This is a genomic window from Streptomyces daqingensis, from assembly GCF_014645895.1.
GTDB lineage: Bacteria > Actinomycetota > Actinomycetes > Streptomycetales > Streptomycetaceae > Streptomyces > Streptomyces daqingensis.
Window position 1 is genome coordinate 228625 of the sequence record NZ_BMMP01000005.1, and the last position, 17110, is coordinate 245734.

Consider the following 17110-nt stretch of genomic DNA (forward strand, 5'->3'; position numbering starts at 1 on the left):
GCGAGCAGATGCACGTGCGTATGCACGTTCCGTTGTCCGTGCACGTCGCGAGCGGAATCGACGCACTGGTAGAAGCATGGATAAGGTCCATCGGCATGGCGGTACGTCGTCCGAGCCTGGCACCTCCCAAGGCCCGGTTGCTGAAGGCGCGCAAGGCGCTGCACCGGGCCCGGACATCGCTGCGCCGCTCGGCGGTCGACTACTTCCGGGGCGGCGTCTCCGACTGGCTCGCGCTCGGCGCGCTGCTGCTGACGATCCCCGTGCTCACGGGACTGACCGTGCTGATGCCGCTCTGGGCGGCTCCCGAGGCGCTGGTGCTGCCCCTGATCGCGGGGGGACTGCTGCTCCGCCCAGCGAGCCTCCTCACGCTGTACGCCTGCGCCGCCGTCGCGCTGATCGTGGAGTCGGCCCTGCTCGGCCCGTACCAGGACGGCGCGGGACGCGTGACACCCGGCACCATCCTGGTCGTCGCCGCGGCCGGGCTCTCCGGTCTGCTCATCGCGCAGTTCCGCAGCCGCGTCGGAGTGCCGTGGCGCCGCGGCGGCACCATGCTCTTCGATCTCCGTGAACGGATCCGCGTACAGAGCAAGTTGCCGCGGCTTCCGCGCGGCTGGCACCGCGAGATGGCGCTGCGTCCCGCGGGCGGGCAGTCCTTCTCCGGCGACTTCGTCGTCGCCGCGCGCACCGGCCCCGACGAGCGCATCCTCGAAGTCGTCCTCACCGACGTCTCCGGCAAGGGCATGGACGCCGGTTCGCGCGCGCTGCTGCTCTCCGGGGCCTTCGGCGGGCTGCTGGGCTCCCTGCCGCCGCACGCCTTCCTGCCCGCCGCCAACGGCTACCTCCTCCGCCAGGACTGGGACGAGGGTTTCGCCACCTCCGTCCACCTCGTCCTCGACCTGGACAGCGGCGACTACGAACTCTTCTCCGCGGGCCACGTCCCCGTCCTGCAGCGCGGAGCGGGAACGGGGAAGTGGGAGCAGAAGTCGGGCGAGGGCCCGCTGCTCGGCGTCTACGCGGGCGCCCAGTTCGACCCGGTCAAGGGGACCCTGCAGCACGGCGACGTGCTGATGCTCTTCACCGACGGGCTGGTCGAGACCGCGGAACGCGACCTCGCCGACGGACTGGACCGGCTCACCGGCGAAGCCGACCGGCACGTCGCCTCCGGCTTCCACGGGGCCGCGTGGCACCTGATAGACACCGTGGCCCGCGACGTCAACGACGACCGCGCCCTGCTCCTCCTCTGCCGCGACTGAGCACGCAGGCGGCCACCCCCCGGGTCCACGCGCGCCCACCCCTCGGGCCTCACGGGCCGTCTCTCGGGCCCACGCCCTTACGCGTTCCCTGTGACGTCCTCACAGCGCCGTTCCGCGCCTCCGCGTACGGCGGACGGCGCCCTGGGGCTCCGCGTACGGAGACGGGAACGGGGCGGCCTGTCCGGCCGCCCCGTTCCCGTGGAGCTGTTGCGCACTGCGCGGCCTCCGGCCGCAGGGTCCGGCTTACCGGGCGTGGCCGCCCCGGTCGTCCCCGCCGGACGAGCGGTACGCCGGTCCGGACGAGGAGGCGCCGGAGGAGGAATGGCCCGAGTAGGAGTACGACGGGGAAGCGGCGTACTTCTCGGAGGGCCGGCCGCCCCCTCCCCGTGTCCCGTCACCTGTGCCGCGGCCAGGGTCCGGGGCGGCAGGCGTGGCGTGCTGCGGCGCCTCACCCGCCGACTTCCCGTTCCCGTGCCCGTTCTCCCGCGCACGCGCCTGAGCACCGGCGTCCTGCTTGAAGAACCACTCCATCTTCGGCTCCATCGCGAAGCGGAAGACCCGCCGGAACGGCGACGTGCACAGGACGGTCATCATGACCGCCGCCAGCAGCGTGATGCCCACGCGGCTGAGCGGATGGTCGACCCACTCCATGTCGTACCACTCGAACTCTCGCGAGATCTTGATCGGGTAGACGTGCAGCAGGTAGGCGTACAGCGTCCCGGCGCCCAGCGCGGTGAACCACATGTGGCGGCGGGGGACCAGGGCGAGGAAGGCGGCGGTGAGCACCAGTCCGCAGCCGAACGTGGCCAGGGTCATCACACCGCCGACCCACGCGGGCGCGCCCAGGTCCTGGGAGGCCTTGTCGTGCAGGAACCAGCCCTTGGACATCCTCGGCACCGCCCAGTACGCGAACAGCACCGCCGCGGCGAAGACCGGCAGCGCCAGCATCCGGAACTTGCGTCGTGTGACGATCTGGAAGTGCTCGGGCTTCAGTTGCAGGCCCAGGACGAAGAACGGGAGGAAGGTCGCGACCCGCATGAGGTTGAGGTCGTTGCTGATGCTCGGTGTGACGCCCGCCGCCACGGCGATCGCCAGCGCCACCGGCACGGGCCACCGCATGCTCTTCCACAGCGGCGTCGTCAGCCGCCACAGGAACAGCGCGACGAGGAACCACAGCGCGAAGCCCGGTTCCTGGTAGTGGAATTCGCGGTCGGGATTGTCGCTCGCCCACCGCATGAAGAACGTGTAGACGGTCTGGAAGACCACGTACGGCACCAGCACACCCGTGATGAGCCGCTTGATCTGCCGCGGCTTGCCCTCGAAGCTCCGCGAGAGATAGCCGGAGATGATGATGAACGCCGGCATGTGGAAGGCGTAGAGAACGAAGTAGAGCGCGCTGGCGGCACGGCTGTCGTCGCGCAGCGGATCCCACACGTGCCCGATGGCGACGAGCACGATCGTGAGGTACTTCGCATTGTCGAGAAACGGGTCCCGCTGCTCGGCGGGTTGTTTCCTGACCTTGGCCGGCGGCTCCACGGACGCATCACGCGCCGCGGAGGGGGACTCCTGGCGGACCGGGGGGAGCGGTGCCCGCTCATAACCAGCGTGCAACATCTGCCGCACCTTAGTGCTCAAACCTATGAGCCGTAAATTCTTGTCGGGTTTCCAACACGCCTACCCGGAAGCGTTTTCGACACACGCCGCCGAGCAGGGACGATCACCGTCAACCCCCGCCCAGGGGTGTGCTTTTGATGCACTATGTCCGATATGAACCCTCTCCGAAGGGGGCTTGCGGGGCTCCTCGGGGCTTGTTTCAGTGCCCGTGCGGGGCTTGTTCACCATGCATGTGGAACCCCTGTGAAGGCTGTTCTGTGATCGACTCCACAGTGCCGTGCGCGCTCGCCGAAATTCAGCCCCGACGTGCCGCCCGAAGCCCCCTTCTCTTGCACATGTTGGATTTTCCCTGCGCACCGCATTGATCGGCCCGTGGGGTCCGGAATTACCGTGCGTAATGCGGTCCGCGTCGCCGGGCGCCCTGGGCGTGGGCGTTCCGTCCGTGTGTAGGCGATGTGTGCACGGGGGAGGAACGCAGTGACCCGGCAAGGGCGTTGGCCGATGATTCGTCACTCGGCTCCACCCGCTGGTGACTTGGTGGCACGATGGTGAGCGGCGGGGGCGGTGGTGGCGATGTGCCCCTTGGCCGGTGAAGCTTTCCGACCGCAAGGGTGTGATCAGTTGTGGCCATTTCACTGTCTGTGGTGCTGCTGTTGGCAGTCATCCTGGTGGTGATGATCAGGGGTGGCTCGATGAAAGCGGGACCCGCCGTCGTCGCGGTGCTCTTCGGCTTCTTCCTGGCTTCGACCGGCATGGCGCCGTCCATCAACCGGTTCATGAACTCGTTGGCGGACATGGTCAACCAGATCAACTTCTAGCGGTCGCCTGTGCCGCGGCGGTTCCGTCGTGGCACGTCCCGGACATGCCGAACGGCCCGGCCCCACTCGGGGGACGGGCCGTTCGGCATGTGTGGAGCGGGCGACGGGAATCGAACCCGCGTAGCTGGTTTGGAAGACCAGGGCTCTACCATTGAGCTACGCCCGCGAGCGCCTCTTACGGAGACCCGGTGATCATACGCCCTGGAAGGGGCGATCCGGGCGGCCCGGGCGAAGCCGGGGCATCCGTCAGAGCGGCACGGACTGCATCGTAATGCATGTTCACCCGGCGCACTATTCTGACCTGCTGCTCACGCAGTTGAAGCGCGCTGTGACCTGCCCGAACAGGGAGCGGAGGGTGTCCGGAGCCGGCACGGGCTCCGAGCCGGCCGGGTCCGCCGGACGCGCTCGGGGCCGCTGTTCCTCTCGGCTTCGGCGTTCGGCGCGCTGTACTTCCCGATCCGGACGTGACGGTGCAGGTCTTCTTCCTCGATCCGCCACCGACGTTGGCTGGTCCCGCTGGCGCTTGGTGCGTCCGGCCCGGTCGCCCTCGGCCTCACCGTGGTGAGAGGGGCGACTCCTTCATCCTCTATCAGCGCTGCGACTCCCTGCCCGGCTGCGCGCCCCCGCGCATCGAATCGCCCCAAACTTCTCCACTTCGCGATGTCCGGGGCCAGCGAGGAGGAGCGACCGGCCGAGGTGCCTGAATCGTACGGGCGCCGCAGGCCTCTGCGCCTGGCTCACGCGTGAGCAGCCGGACGTCGCGGACCGGACGGAAGACGAGGAGACGGCTGGCCGCTGACGGCATGGGGCGGCGGCCCCTGGACCTGCCGGAGAACCGAACGGGACGTACCGCGCGGCCGCTGTCCGTTTCCTCGTGACCGTCTCCCCGTGACCGTGTCACCGGGCGGTGACAACGGTGTCGTGGAACGACGACTGGGCTGTCTCCGGGGGGGCGCGGCCCTGCCATGGTGATCACGCAATCACCGAGACCCGGGCGGCTGTAGCTTCGGCCGCCGAACACCAGGGGGAACCATGTCCGTACACCGCCGCAAGGCATTCCTCGTCTCCGCAGTCCTCGTCGGCTGCGCCGCGCTGATGACGGCGTGCGAGGACCCTGCACCGGACGCCGCGCAGGACTCCTCGTCCGCCGGCTCGTCCGGCTCGTCGGCGTCGGACGGGGGGAAGGGCGCGGGAGAGGACAGCTCGAGCGCGTCAGCGTCCGGCTCCGGCGACAGCGGCGAGGCGGGCAAGTGCCGCACCGACGAGCTGGAGATCACGGCTAAGGACGTCACCGACTCCAGCAACTCCAAGGGCACCGTCGCGGTCGAGCTGAAGAACGGCGGGGGCCGGGACTGCGCGATCTCCGGCTACGCGGGCGTCGACCTGAAGACCAGCGAGGGAACGCTGTCCGCGAAGCGCGCCGGCGAGGGGGCCGACTCCTTCGTCCTCAAGGACGGCAAGTCGACGTTCTTCGCCGTCGACTACCCGGTCAACGACTCGGGCGGCTCGGGCGTCAGCATCACGGGGCTGGTGGTGACCCCGCCGAACGAGACGAAGTCGGTGAACCTCGACTGGCCCGGCGGCGGCACCCTTCCCGTCACCGACGGCTCCGGCTCTGCGGTGACGGTCGGAAAGCCCGGCGGCATCGGCCAGGGCGGCTGACCCGCACACGTCAGCGGACTCCAGCAGTACGGTCCCGGACCCGGGATCAGGGAATCGGGCCCCGTCGCGCCGGCGGCGGGGCCCGTCCTGTGCGCCGATGTCCGCCTTGACCGGCTGCCGCGTCGGCTCGCCCTGCCCCGGCGAGCACGAGGCCCCTGCCGCTTTGAGCACGGGGTCTCGCGCGAACCCGCTCTGACCTCGGCCTCGCGCGAGAACTGGCCGGGGCGGCGGAGAAGTCCATGTACCCTACGTGTCGCACCGACGGGGTGTGGCGCAGCTTGGTAGCGCGTCCGCTTTGGGAGCGGAAGGTCGTCGGTTCGAATCCGGCCACCCCGACCACGTACTATGAATCCCGCGCGTGCCTGTGTCCTGTCCGGATCCCGAGTCGTATACGGGGCGCCCCAGTAGATCGTCAATCCCAGCAGTCAGCCCCAAGGAGACCGACCGTGAAGAGCGCCGTGGAGACCCTGAACCCCACCCGGGTTCGGCTCACAGTCGAGGTGCCCTTCGAGGAGCTCAAGGACAGCCTCGACGCGGCGTACAAGAAGATCAACCAGCAGGTGACCGTGCCCGGTTTCCGCAAGGGCAAGATCCCGGCCCGGGTGATCGACCAGCGCTTCGGCCGCGGCGCTGTGCTGGAGGAGGCCGTCAACGACGCGCTTCCGAAGCTGTACCAGTCGGCTGTCGAGGAGGGGGAGCTGAATCCGCTCGGCCAGCCCGAGGTCGACATCACCGACCTCAAGGACAACGAGCTGCTCGCCTTCACCGCCGAGGTCGACATCCGTCCCGAGATCGAGATCCCGGACTACTCGGGCATCGAGGTCGAGGTCGATGCTGTCGAGGTCAGCGACGAAGAGGTGGACAAGGCCGTCGAGCAGCTCCGTGAGCGCTTCGCCTCCACCTCCGTCGTCGAGCGCGCAGCCGCCGAGGGCGACGTGGTGAAGGTCGACCTGGAGGCCAAGGTCGACGGCGAGGTCCTCGAGGACGGCGTGGCGCAGGGCGTCGACTACACGATCGGCTCCGGCGAGCTCCTCGACGGCATCGACGACGCCGTCACGGGCCTGGAGGCCGGCGGCACCGCCACCTTCACCTCCGAGCTCAAGGGCGGCTCCGCCGCCGGCAGCGAGGCCGAGGTCTCGGTGAAGGTCGAGAGCGTCTCCGCCCGCGAACTGCCCGAGCTGGACGACGACTTCGCGCAGATGGCCAGCGAGTTCGACACCATCGGCGAGCTCCGCGAGGACAGCCGCAAGCGCCTCGGCCAGCAGAAGAAGTACGAGCAGGCCACCGAGGCGCAGGAGAAGGTGCTCGACGCCCTCCTCGCCCTCTGTGACGTGCCGGTGCCGGACAAGCTCCTCGAGGAGGAGGTCAGCACCCGCAAGCACAACCTGATCAACCACCAGCTCGGTCAGATGGGCCTCGACCTGGCGACGTACCTGCAGATGCAGGACAAGACGGAGGAGGACTTCGACGCCGAGCTCAAGGAGCAGGCGGAGAAGGGCATCCGCACGCAGTTCGTCCTCGACGAGCTCGTCAGCACCGAGAAGCTCAACGTCAGTCAGGAAGAGCTGACGGAGCATCTGATGCGCCGTGCCCAGTCCTCCGGCATGAGCCCCGACCAGTTCGCCCAGGCGGTCGTCGAGGGCGGCCAGGTGCCGATGCTCGTCGGCGAGGTCGCCCGCGGCAAGGCGCTGGCGCACGTGGTCGAGGCCGTCACGGTCACGGACACCAACGGCGAGACCGTCGACCTCGACGACGAGGACGAGACGGCCGAGACGGTGGACGCCGAGAGCGGCTCCGAGGACGCTCCCGCCGAGGCGTCGGAAGGCTCGTCGGAGGAGGCCGCTGAGGCCTCCGGGGAGAGCTCGGAGAAGCCGGCGAAGTCCGAGGACTGAGCCTGCCGCGCAGCACTTCTGAGGGGCCGTCCCACGGCAACGGGGGCGGCCCCTCGCCCGCGCCGCACCGGCGCCCCACAGCCCCACGGACCTGCGCTCACAGCGAACAGCTCCAGCTGCGGGATGGCGCTGCCGGTGGTGCGCGTTAGGGTCCCAAGTACACGAAGACCCCAGTGACGGCACGCCTCGTGCGGCCGTCCGGACACGAGCAGGTGGACACGTGACGCTTCCGATGCCTTCCGCCGCCGCTGAGCACCTTGGTGGTGGCCTCGGCGACCAGGTCTACAACCGGCTGCTCAACGAGCGGATCATCTTCCTCGGGCAGCCCGTGGACGACGAGATCGCCAACCAGATCACCGCTCAGTTGCTGCTCCTTGCCGCCGACCCGGACAAGGACATCTTCCTTTACATCAACAGCCCCGGCGGATCGATCCAGGCGGGCATGGCGATCTACGACACCATGCAGTACATCAAGAACGACGTGGTCACCATCGCCATGGGCCTCGCCGCCTCGATGGGCCAGTTCTTGCTGAGCGCCGGCACCCCGGGCAAGCGTTTCGCGCTTCCGAACGCGGACATCCTCATCCACCAGCCCTCCGCGGGGCTGGCCGGTTCCGCTTCGGACATCAAGATCCACGCCGAGCAGCTTCTGCGTACGAAGAAGAAGATGGCGGAGCTGTCCGCACAGCACACCGGCCAGACGATCGAGCAGTGGACCCGGGACGCCGACCGCGACCGCTGGTTCTCCGCCGAGGAGGCCAAGGAGTACGGCCTGATCGACGAGGTGTACGGCAGGGCGGCCCAGCTTCCGGGCGGCGGCGGTACGGGCGCGTGAGCCGCGCCGCACGACGACCGCAGGCTCAACAGCACTACCGCAGTCAGCCCATCACCAGGAGGCTTCGATGACCAATCTTCCCGGACTGCCCGGGCTGCCCGGCCGCAGCGGACTCACCGGCGCGGAGAGCGCTTACGCCTCCGAAGGCCGCTACACGGGCCCCACCCCCGACTCCCGTTACATCGTCCCCCGCTTCGTGGAGCGCACGTCCCAGGGCGTCCGCGAGTACGACCCATACGCGAAGCTCTTCGAGGAGCGGGTCATCTTCCTGGGCGTCCAGATCGACGACGCCTCGGCGAACGACATCATGGCGCAGCTGCTGTGCCTGGAGTCGATGGACCCCGACCGGGACATCTCGCTCTACATCAACTCCCCGGGCGGCTCCTTCACGGCGCTGACCGCGATCTACGACACGATGCAGTTCGTGAAGCCCGACATCCAGACGGTCTGCATGGGCCAGGCGGCCTCCGCCGCCGCCGTGCTGCTCGCCGCCGGTACGCCCGGTAAGCGGATGGCGCTGCCCAACGCCCGCATCCTGATCCACCAGCCCTACAGCGAGACGGGCCGGGGCCAGGTCTCCGACCTGGAGATCGCGGCGAACGAGATCCAGCGGATGCGCGTGCAGCTGGAGGAGATGCTGGCGAAGCACTCCACCAAGGAGATCGAGAAGATCCGCGACGACATCGAGCGGGACAAGATCCTCACCGCTGAGGAGTCGCTGGAGTACGGACTGATCGACCAGATCGTCTCCACCCGCAAGTCCTCGGTCGGGATGGGCGTCTGACCCGTCCCCGCGTCACCCACCCCCTCGGGCCGCGTCCACCTGTCGGTCCGAGGGGGGCCCAATTCGGCGGCCCGGCAAGGTACCGTCGTAGAGCACGTACCACGGACCGTCATAGCTGACGGTCCGGTCCCAGGCGAAGGGGAAGCACCTCGTGGCACGCATCGGTGATGGCGGCGATCTGCTCAAGTGCTCGTTCTGCGGAAAGAGCCAGAAGCAAGTCAAGAAGCTGATCGCAGGCCCAGGCGTGTACATCTGCGATGAGTGCATCGACCTGTGCAACGAGATCATCGAGGAGGAGCTCGCCGAGTCCTCCGAGGTGCGCTGGGACGAGCTTCCCAAGCCGCGTGAGATCTCGGAGTTCCTCGAGGGGTACGTGGTCGGCCAGGAGGCCGCCAAGAAGGCCCTCTCGGTGGCGGTGTACAACCACTACAAGCGCGTCCAGGCGGGCGAGAACGGCGGCTCCCAGGGCCGGGACGACGGCATCGAGCTGGCGAAGTCCAACATCCTCCTTCTCGGCCCGACCGGCTCCGGCAAGACGCTGCTCGCGCAGACGCTCGCCCGCATGCTCAACGTCCCCTTCGCCATCGCGGACGCGACGGCGCTGACGGAGGCGGGGTACGTCGGCGAGGACGTCGAGAACATCCTGCTCAAGCTGATCCAGGCGGCGGACTACGACGTCAAGAAGGCCGAGACCGGGATCATCTACATCGACGAGATCGACAAGGTCGCCCGTAAGAGCGAGAACCCGTCGATCACTCGCGACGTTTCCGGCGAGGGTGTCCAGCAGGCCCTGCTGAAGATCCTGGAGGGCACCACCGCCTCGGTCCCGCCGCAGGGCGGACGGAAGCACCCCCACCAGGAGTTCATCCAGATCGACACCACGAACGTGCTGTTCATCGTCGGCGGCGCCTTCGCCGGCCTGGAGAAGATCATCGAGTCCCGTGCGGGAGCGAAGGGCATCGGCTTCGGCGCCACGATCCGCTCCAAGCGCGAGCTCGAGAACAGCAACCAGTTCGAGGACGTCATGCCGGAGGACCTGGTGAAGTTCGGGATGATCCCGGAGTTCATCGGCCGGCTCCCGGTGATGACGAGCGTCCACAACCTCGACCGCGAGGCGCTCCTGCAGATCCTGATGGAGCCGCGCAACGCGCTCGTCAAGCAGTACCAGCGCCTCTTCGAACTCGACGGCGTGGAGCTGGAGTTCGACCGTCCCGCGCTGGAGGCCATCGCCGACCAGGCGATCCTGCGGGGCACGGGTGCGCGCGGTCTCCGCGCCATCATGGAAGAGGTCCTGATGTCGGTGATGTACGAGGTGCCTTCACGCAAGGACGTGGAGCGCGTCGTGATCACCGAAGAGGTCGTCCACTCGAACGTGAACCCGACTCTGGTGCCGCGCGCCCGCAACAACGACCAGGAGCGGCACGAGAAGAGCGCCTGACCGTCCGCGGCGAATGTCCGCTACAGCGAGGAGGGGTGACCGGCAGACCGCCGCCCACCCCTCCTCGCTTCCGTAGCGGCGCGATCACGACGACGGACCCGGCCCGGTCGCGCCCGGCGCTCACTTCTGCTCGACGAGCGCCTCCTTGCGCACCTCCGCGACCAGCTCCGCGGACTTCTCCAGGTTCACCGGGAGGGTCGAAGTGCCGTCGCTCGTCAGGTTCATCGACGTCACCGTGCCCACGGTGCTCGCGTCCGCCCAGCCGCACATGGCCAGGCTCATGCTGGAGATCCTGTACTCGCGGCACTTGAGCACGTCACCGTCGAAGCCGGCGGGGCTGAACGTCTCGAGCTTGCCCTTGGTCTTGGCGCCGGTCTCGGTCTTCAGCGACTTGCCGGACTGCTCGAAGACCCAGTCGACGGCCTTCTCCGGGTTCTGGACCGAGCCGTACGCGCCGCCGAGCTGGAGCTTCTTCGTCGTGCCCGCCTTGTACTCGGCGCTGACGTCCGCGCTGCTCTCCATCCCCGGGACCTTCTTCTTCCCGAAGGCCCTGCCGTCGCCCTTCTGGCCCTCGCCGTCGCGCTCGTACTCCCCGGCGAGCGTCTTGGGCGTCGTCAGTTCGTACTTGGTGTCGGCACCCGGGTTGAACAGGACGACACCGCCGATCGCTGCGCCCACCAGTACCAGCGCACCCGCGGCGATGGCCATGATCCGGCCGTTGCCGCGCTTCGCGCCTGAATCCGGTGCGCCCGGCTGCCCTTGGGGCTCCGGCTGTCGGGCCGCGGGCCGGTCGGGCTGGTCCGGCTGTGCGGGGTCGACCGGCTCGCCGTTCGCGCCGGTACGGCTGTCACTCATCGTGGGGGGCCTCCATCATTCCTGCGAAGGGCGCCCGGCGGAGTCTTGCCGGGCGCCCCGTTCCACCTGACCTGAGAATTACCTGATCTCGACGCGCGCGTCGTCGCGCAGCTTCGTGGCCAGCTCCGCGGCCTCTTCCAACGTCATGCCCTTGCCCGTCAGCACCGCCGCCGAGTCCTGTGCGGAGACCATCGCCACCGTGCTGTTGTCCCCCCACATGCACAGCGGGGCCTCGAGGTCGGACACGCCACTCGGGCTGGAGGTGCCGGAGCCCAGCGAGACCTTGACCATCTGGCACTTCATGACGGCGTCTTCGAGGCCGGCGGGCTCCAGCGTCTCGGGCTCGCCCTCCAGTTCGGCCTTGTTGCCGGAGCTCTCGGAGTCCTTCTCGGACTCCTCGGCCATCATCGCGAAGGCCGTGTCGACGGTCGCCTCGGGGTCCTCGATATCGCCCCATACGCCGCGGAAGTTGAGCTGTTTCACGGCCGTGCCGCTGCCCGCCTTGTACGAGCCGTGAGCGCTCTGCGGCTTGGCGACGCCGGCCTTCTCGAACTCGGAGAGGTCCGAGGCGCTGAGGTCGTCCGTGCCGCCCGCCAGCGATTGCTTCTGGTACTCGGTCGCCACCGTCGCGGGCGACGTCAGCTTGTACTTCTTCCCGTCGCCGCCGACGGAGCCGCCGCCCGTCCCGAACAGCACGAAGCCTCCGATGACCGCGCCCACGACGACGAGGGAGCCCACCACGATGGCCACGGTCCTGCCCGTCTTGCTGCCGCCCTCCGGGGGCATGGGCATCCCCGGGATGCCCTGCTGGCCGTAAGCGCCGGGCTGACCGTAGGGGCCGGGCTGGCCGTACGGCCCCTGCTGGCCCGGCGGTTGCTGCGGGTAGCCGGGACCGGGCTGCCCCGGCGCGGCGGGACCGCCCTGGGCGTACGGGTTCGGGCCCTGCGGCGGCTGGCCGTACGGGCCGGGCGGTGGCGGCTGCTGCCCGTAAGGGCCGGGCTGGTTGAAACTCATGCGGCGCATCCCCTCCGTTGTGATGTGCGTCGCACCGATGTTCTTTGCTGTGGACGCACTTACGCGGCGCTGGCTACATCCTCGCGGACGCCGCCGACAGTGCTCCCACCGGACCCCAAACCGATTCGAGACTGGGACATTGGCGCCCGTAGACTGCCGCCGTGACCGAGAACCCTCAGCAGCGCCCGGACTCCCGCGGGCCCAACGCAGCAGCCCCAGCAGACCTGCCGACGCAGTACGCACCGGCCGAGGTGGAAGGGGAGCTGTACGAGCGCTGGGTAGCGCGCGGTTACTTCGAGGCGGACCCGAAGAGCGAGAAGCAGCCGTACACGATCGTCATCCCGCCTCCGAACGTCACGGGCTCCCTCCACCTCGGCCACGCCTTCCAGCACACGCTGATGGACGCCCTCACGCGCAGGAAGCGCATGCAGGGCTACGAGTCGCTGTGGCTGCCCGGCATGGACCATGCGGGCATCGCCACCCAGAACAAGGTGGAGCAGCAGCTCGGCGAAGAGGGCAAGTCCCGGCAGGACTTGGGGCGTGAGGCGTTCGTCGAGCGCGTCTGGCAGTGGAAAGAGGAGTACGGCGGCAAGATCCTCGGCCAGATGCGCCGCCTCGGCGACGGCGTCGACTGGACGCGCGAGCGCTTCACGATGGACGAGGGCCTCTCCCGCGCGGTCCAGACCGTCTTCAAGCGCATGTACGAGGACGGGCTGATCTACCGCGCCGAGCGCATCATCAACTGGTGTCCCCGGTGCCTCACCGCCATCTCCGACATCGAGGTGGAACACCAGGACGACGACGGCGAGTTGGTCTCGATCCGCTACGGCGAGGGCGAGGACTCCGTGGTCGTGGCGACCACCCGCGCCGAGACGATGCTCGGCGACACCGCCGTGGCCGTGCACCCGGACGACGAGCGGTACGCACACCTGCTCGGCCGGACGGTCAAGCTCCCGCTCACGGACCGCGCCATCCCCGTCGTCGCCGACGAGCACGTCGACCCGGAGTTCGGCTCCGGCGCCGTCAAGGTCACCCCGGCGCACGACCCGAACGACTTCGCGATCGGGCAGCGGCACGATCTCCCCTCGCTGACCGTCATGGACGAACGCGGCGTGATCACCGCCCACGGCCCCTTCCAGGGCCTGGACCGCTTCGAGGCGCGCTCGTCGATCGTCGCCGCGCTCCGGGAGCAGGGCCGCATCACGGCGGAGAAGCGCCCGTACACGCACAGCGTCGGCCACTGCTCCCGCTGCAGCACCACCGTCGAGCCGCGGCTGTCCATGCAGTGGTGGGTCAAGGTCGGCCCGCTGGCGCAGGCCGCGGGCGACGCGGTCCGGGACGGACGCGTCAAGATCCACCCCGCGGAGATGTCGGCCCGCTACTTCGACTGGGTCGACAACATGCACGACTGGTGCATCTCCCGGCAGCTGTGGTGGGGCCACCGCATCCCGGTCTGGTACGGCCCGGACGGCGAGGTCCGCTGCCTCGGGCCCGACGAGCAGCCCCCGGCGGGCGAGGGCTGGACACAGGACCCGGACGTCCTCGACACGTGGTTCTCCTCGGGCCTGTGGCCCTTCTCCACGCTCGGCTGGCCCGAACAGACCCAGGACCTGGCGAAGTTCTACCCGACGGACGTGCTGCTGACGGGCCACGACATCATCTTCTTCTGGGTCGCCCGGATGATGATGTTCGGCCTCTACGCGATGGACGGCGTCGCCCCGTTCCACACCATCGCGCTCACCGGCCTGGTCCGCGACGCCCACGGCAAGAAGATGTCGAAGTCCTTCGGCAACGTCGTGGACCCGCTGGACTGGATGGAGGAGTACGGCTCGGACGCCCTCCGCTTCACCCTCGCCAACGGCGCCAACCCCGGTACGGACGTGCCGATCGGCGAGGACTGGGTCAAGGCGTCCCGCAACTTCGCCAACAAGATCTGGAACGCCACGCGCTTCGCGCTGATGAACGGCGCCACCGTCGAGGGCCCGCTGCCGGACGCCTCGGAGATGTCGGCCACCGACCGCTGGATCCTCTCCCGCCTCAACTCGGTCGTCACCGAGGCCGACGGGTACTACGACGACTACCAGTTCGCCAAACTCTCCGACACCCTCTACCACTTCGCGTGGGACGAGGTCTTCGACTGGTACGTCGAGCTGTCCAAGACGACCTTCGCCGCCGGCGGCCGCCCGGCGGAGGTCTCGCGCCGCGTCCTGGGCGAGGTCCTGGACGTCATGCTGCGCCTGCTGCACCCGGTGGTCCCGTTCGTCACCGAGTCGCTGTGGACGACGCTGACGGGCGGGGAGTCCGTCGTCGTCGCGTCCTGGCCGTCCGACTCGGGCTTCCGTGACGCGGAGGCCGAGCGCGAGATCGCCACGCTCCAGCAGACGGTCACGGAGGTCCGGCGCTTCCGCGCCGACCAGGGCCTCCAGCCGGGGCAGCGCGTCCCGGCCAGGCTGTCGCTGGACGGCACGGCCCTGGGGCCGCACGAGGCCGCGATCCGGCAGCTGCTGCGGCTGCAGCCGCCCGGCGAGGGCTTCCACGCCACGGCTTCGCTCCCGGTCGCGGGCGCCACGGTGGAGCTGGACCTCTCGGGCGTCATCGACGTCGAAGCGGAACGCAAGCGGCTGACGAAGGACCTCGGTGCCGCCGAGAAGGAGCTGCGCCAGACGACGGCCAAGCTGGAGAACGAGGGCTTCCTCGCGAAGGCCCCGGAGCAGGTGGTCGCCAAGATCCGCGAGCGCCGCAGCACGGCCGAGTCCGACATCGCCCGCCTCCAGCGGCAGCTGGAGCAGCTCCCGGCGTCCTGACGCCCGCGGCCGGGGCGCGGCGGGGGCATCGCTGCCCCGGCCTTCGTGCCCGGGGCAGCCACGGTGCCGTCCCCTCCGCTCCAGGCGGCGGGGCGGCACCGGCCGCGGTTCGGGGCGCCCGCGGGCCCTACGTAGACTGGCCGCGTGAGTGACCAGCCCCAGCCCCCCGAGAACGGCCCCGGCGACGACCCCGACCGGGAGGCTCCCGGCATCCCCGGCTTCCCCGGACTCCCGGGCAGCGAGCCGTCCGAGCAGCCAGACCCGTCCGAGCCCTCCGATTTCGAGGAGATCGTCGGGGCGGAGACGGACCGGGACCCGGATCTCGCCGTCATCGAGGCGGGCAGCCGCACCCTCCGCGCGCAGGCGGGTCCGCCGCAGGCCGACGTCGTCCCCGGGCGTCCCGAGGACCCCGAGACGGACCGGGAGCTGCGCGAGGTCGAGGCCGAACTGGCCACTCGCTGGCCGGAGACCAAACTCGACCCCTCGGTGCAGCGCATCGCGGCGCTGATGGACGTCATGGGCGAGCCGCAGCGCACCTACCCGTCCATCCACATCACCGGCACCAACGGCAAGACCAGTACCGCGCGGATGATCGAGGCCCTGCTGAGCGCCTTCGACCTGCGTACGGGCCGCTACACCTCGCCGCACGTCCAGTCGATCACCGAGCGCATCAGCGTGGACGGGGCGCCCCTCCCCGCCGAGCGCTTCGTCGAGACGTACCAGGACGTGAAGCCGTTCGTCGACATGGTCGACACGCAGCAGTCGTACCGCCTGTCCTTCTTCGAGGTCCTGACCGGCATGGCCTACGCGGCCTTCGCCGACGCCCCTGTGGACGTCGCGGTCGTCGAGGTGGGCATGGGCGGCACCTGGGACGCCACGAACGTCATCGACGCCGGTGTCTCCGTCGTCACGCCCATCTCCCTCGACCACGTGGCCCGTCTCGGCGACACCCCGGAGAAGATCGCGGGGGAGAAGTCCGGGATCGTCAAGCAGGGCGCGACGGTGGTGCTTGCCCAGCAGCCCGTCGAGGCGGCTTCGGTGGTGCTGAAGCGCGCCGTCGAGGTGGACGCCACGGTGGCCCGCGAGGGTCTCGAGTTCGGTGTGGTCTCACGTGAGGTGGCCGTCGGCGGGCAGCTGATCACGCTGCGCGGTCTGGGCGGCGAGTATCCGGAGCTGTTCCTGCCGATGCACGGCGCGCACATGGCGCACAACGCGGCCGTCGCGCTGGCCGCGGTCGAGGCGTTCTTCGGCGTCGGCGCCCGGGAGGGCGGGGGCCGCACGCTCGACGCGGACATCGTCCGCCAGGCGTTCGCCTCCGTCTCCTCGCCCGGCCGTCTCGAGGTCGTCCGTACGAGCCCCACCATCGTCCTCGACGCCGCCCACAACCCGGCCGGTGCGCGGGCCGCCGCCGAGGCCGTCGGTGAGGCGTTCAGTTTCAGCCACCTCGTGGGTGTCGTGGGGCCGAGCAACGACAAGGACGTGAAGGGCCTGCTGGAGGCCTTCGAACCGGTCTTCGCCGAGGTCGTCGTGACCCGCAACTCCACCCATCGGGCGATGGACGTCGACGCCCTGGCCGCCGTCGCCGTCGAGGTCTTCGGCGAGGACCGCGTGCAGGTCGAGCCGCGACTCGACAGCGCGCTGGAGGAGGCGATCACCCTCGCGGAGGGCGAGGGCGAGTACGCCGGGGCGGGCGTGCTGGTCACGGGGTCGGTCATCACCGCCGGCGAGGCCCGGCTCCTGCTGGGGAGGGACCGCTAGTGCGCACTCTCTGCGCGAGCACGCTGCTGGGCGAGTTCTTCGTGATCGGCTTCGCCGGTCTCGTCGCGATGCGTACGAGCGATCTGACCGCTGCGACTGTCTGGTCGGTCTCGGGCACAGCGATGCTCCTGTGCCTCCTGCTGTGCGGAATGCTGACCCGAAAGGGTGGTGTGCAGCTCGGCTGGGCGCTGCAACTGACTCTCGTGATCTCGGGATTCGTCGTTCCGACGATGTTCTTCCTCGGCGCCTGCTTCGCCGGACTGTGGTGGGCGTCCGTGCATTTCGGAAGAAAAGTGGACGAGGCGAAGGCGGCCCGCGCCGGTCTCGGCAGCGAACCTGACACTGCGTGACGGTCCCCGTCGCCGTCCGTGTAACCTCTGCTC

At 69.5% G+C, this 17110-nt stretch carries 13 protein-coding genes and 2 tRNA genes; 11 read left to right on the top strand and 4 right to left on the bottom strand.

What is annotated here, in order from left to right:
• The first annotated feature begins 95 nt into the window (after window positions 1-95).
• Complete coding sequence (locus tag IEY56_RS09650; protein ID WP_189036716.1) at window positions 96-1253, top strand: PP2C family protein-serine/threonine phosphatase; 1158 nt, start codon at window positions 96-98, stop codon at window positions 1251-1253.
• Window positions 1254-1496: 243 nt separating this feature from the next.
• Here the strand turns inward: IEY56_RS09650 and IEY56_RS09655 are convergent, their stop codons facing one another.
• The gene (locus tag IEY56_RS09655; RefSeq protein ID WP_189036717.1) at window positions 1497-2867 is read right to left on the bottom strand and encodes an acyltransferase family protein; all 1371 of its coding nucleotides are present in this window, start codon (window positions 2865-2867) and stop codon (window positions 1497-1499) included.
• A gap of 623 nt (window positions 2868-3490) precedes the next feature.
• Here IEY56_RS09655 and IEY56_RS09660 point away from each other — a divergent pair.
• Window positions 3491-3685 (top strand): hypothetical protein, encoded by a 195-nt coding sequence (locus IEY56_RS09660; RefSeq protein WP_189036718.1) that lies wholly within the window; start codon window positions 3491-3493, stop codon window positions 3683-3685.
• A 92-nt stretch (window positions 3686-3777) separates the two neighbouring features.
• On the opposite strand, the gene IEY56_RS09665 is transcribed toward IEY56_RS09660, so the two are convergent.
• Window positions 3778-3851 (bottom strand) — tRNA-Gly (locus IEY56_RS09665).
• An 866-nt stretch (window positions 3852-4717) separates the two neighbouring features.
• Between IEY56_RS09665 and IEY56_RS09670 the strand changes: the two genes are divergently transcribed.
• The 6 genes from IEY56_RS09670 (at window position 4718) to clpX (ending at window position 10296) form a co-directional block, all read left to right on the top strand.
• The gene (locus tag IEY56_RS09670) at window positions 4718-5347 is read left to right on the top strand and encodes a DUF4232 domain-containing protein (protein WP_189036719.1); all 630 of its coding nucleotides are present in this window, start codon (window positions 4718-4720) and stop codon (window positions 5345-5347) included.
• Between the two features lie 262 nt (window positions 5348-5609).
• Window positions 5610-5686, top strand: a tRNA-Pro gene (locus IEY56_RS09675).
• Window positions 5687-5793: 107 nt separating this feature from the next.
• On the top strand, window positions 5794-7239 hold the full coding sequence (tig, locus tag IEY56_RS09680; RefSeq protein ID WP_189036720.1) for a trigger factor: 1446 nt from the start codon (window positions 5794-5796) through the stop codon (window positions 7237-7239).
• Window positions 7240-7471: 232 nt separating this feature from the next.
• Window positions 7472-8074: an ATP-dependent Clp protease proteolytic subunit gene (locus IEY56_RS09685; protein ID WP_107068703.1), complete on the top strand. Its 603-nt coding sequence runs from the start codon at window positions 7472-7474 to the stop codon at window positions 8072-8074.
• A gap of 67 nt (window positions 8075-8141) precedes the next feature.
• Window positions 8142-8858, top strand: coding sequence for an ATP-dependent Clp protease proteolytic subunit (locus IEY56_RS09690; protein WP_229711750.1), 717 nt, complete (start codon window positions 8142-8144; stop codon window positions 8856-8858).
• Window positions 8859-9009: 151 nt separating this feature from the next.
• On the top strand, window positions 9010-10296 hold the full coding sequence (clpX, locus tag IEY56_RS09695; RefSeq protein WP_189036721.1) for an ATP-dependent Clp protease ATP-binding subunit ClpX: 1287 nt from the start codon (window positions 9010-9012) through the stop codon (window positions 10294-10296).
• Window positions 10297-10416: 120 nt separating this feature from the next.
• On the opposite strand, the gene IEY56_RS09700 is transcribed toward clpX, so the two are convergent.
• Together IEY56_RS09700 and IEY56_RS09705 are read right to left on the bottom strand one after the other, a co-directional pair.
• Window positions 10417-11151 carry a hypothetical protein gene (locus IEY56_RS09700; protein WP_189036722.1) on the bottom strand — a complete coding sequence of 245 codons (735 nt, stop codon included), beginning with the start codon at window positions 11149-11151 and terminating at the stop codon, window positions 10417-10419.
• Window positions 11152-11229: 78 nt separating this feature from the next.
• The gene (locus IEY56_RS09705; protein WP_189036723.1) at window positions 11230-12165 is read right to left on the bottom strand and encodes a hypothetical protein; all 936 of its coding nucleotides are present in this window, start codon (window positions 12163-12165) and stop codon (window positions 11230-11232) included.
• Window positions 12166-12326: 161 nt separating this feature from the next.
• Here IEY56_RS09705 and IEY56_RS09710 point away from each other — a divergent pair, with 161 nt between their 5' ends.
• From IEY56_RS09710 to IEY56_RS09720, 3 genes are all read left to right on the top strand, one after another.
• Complete coding sequence (locus IEY56_RS09710) at window positions 12327-14969, top strand: valine--tRNA ligase (protein WP_189036724.1); 2643 nt, start codon at window positions 12327-12329, stop codon at window positions 14967-14969.
• Between the two features lie 210 nt (window positions 14970-15179).
• Window positions 15180-16727 (top strand): bifunctional tetrahydrofolate synthase/dihydrofolate synthase, encoded by a 1548-nt coding sequence (gene folC, locus IEY56_RS09715; protein ID WP_189036810.1) that lies wholly within the window; start codon window positions 15180-15182, stop codon window positions 16725-16727.
• Window positions 16727-17077, top strand: coding sequence for a DUF4233 domain-containing protein (locus tag IEY56_RS09720; protein ID WP_189036725.1), 351 nt, complete (start codon window positions 16727-16729; stop codon window positions 17075-17077). The genes folC and IEY56_RS09720 overlap by 1 nt, the downstream gene beginning before the upstream one ends.
• Window positions 17078-17110: the final 33 nt, after the last annotated feature.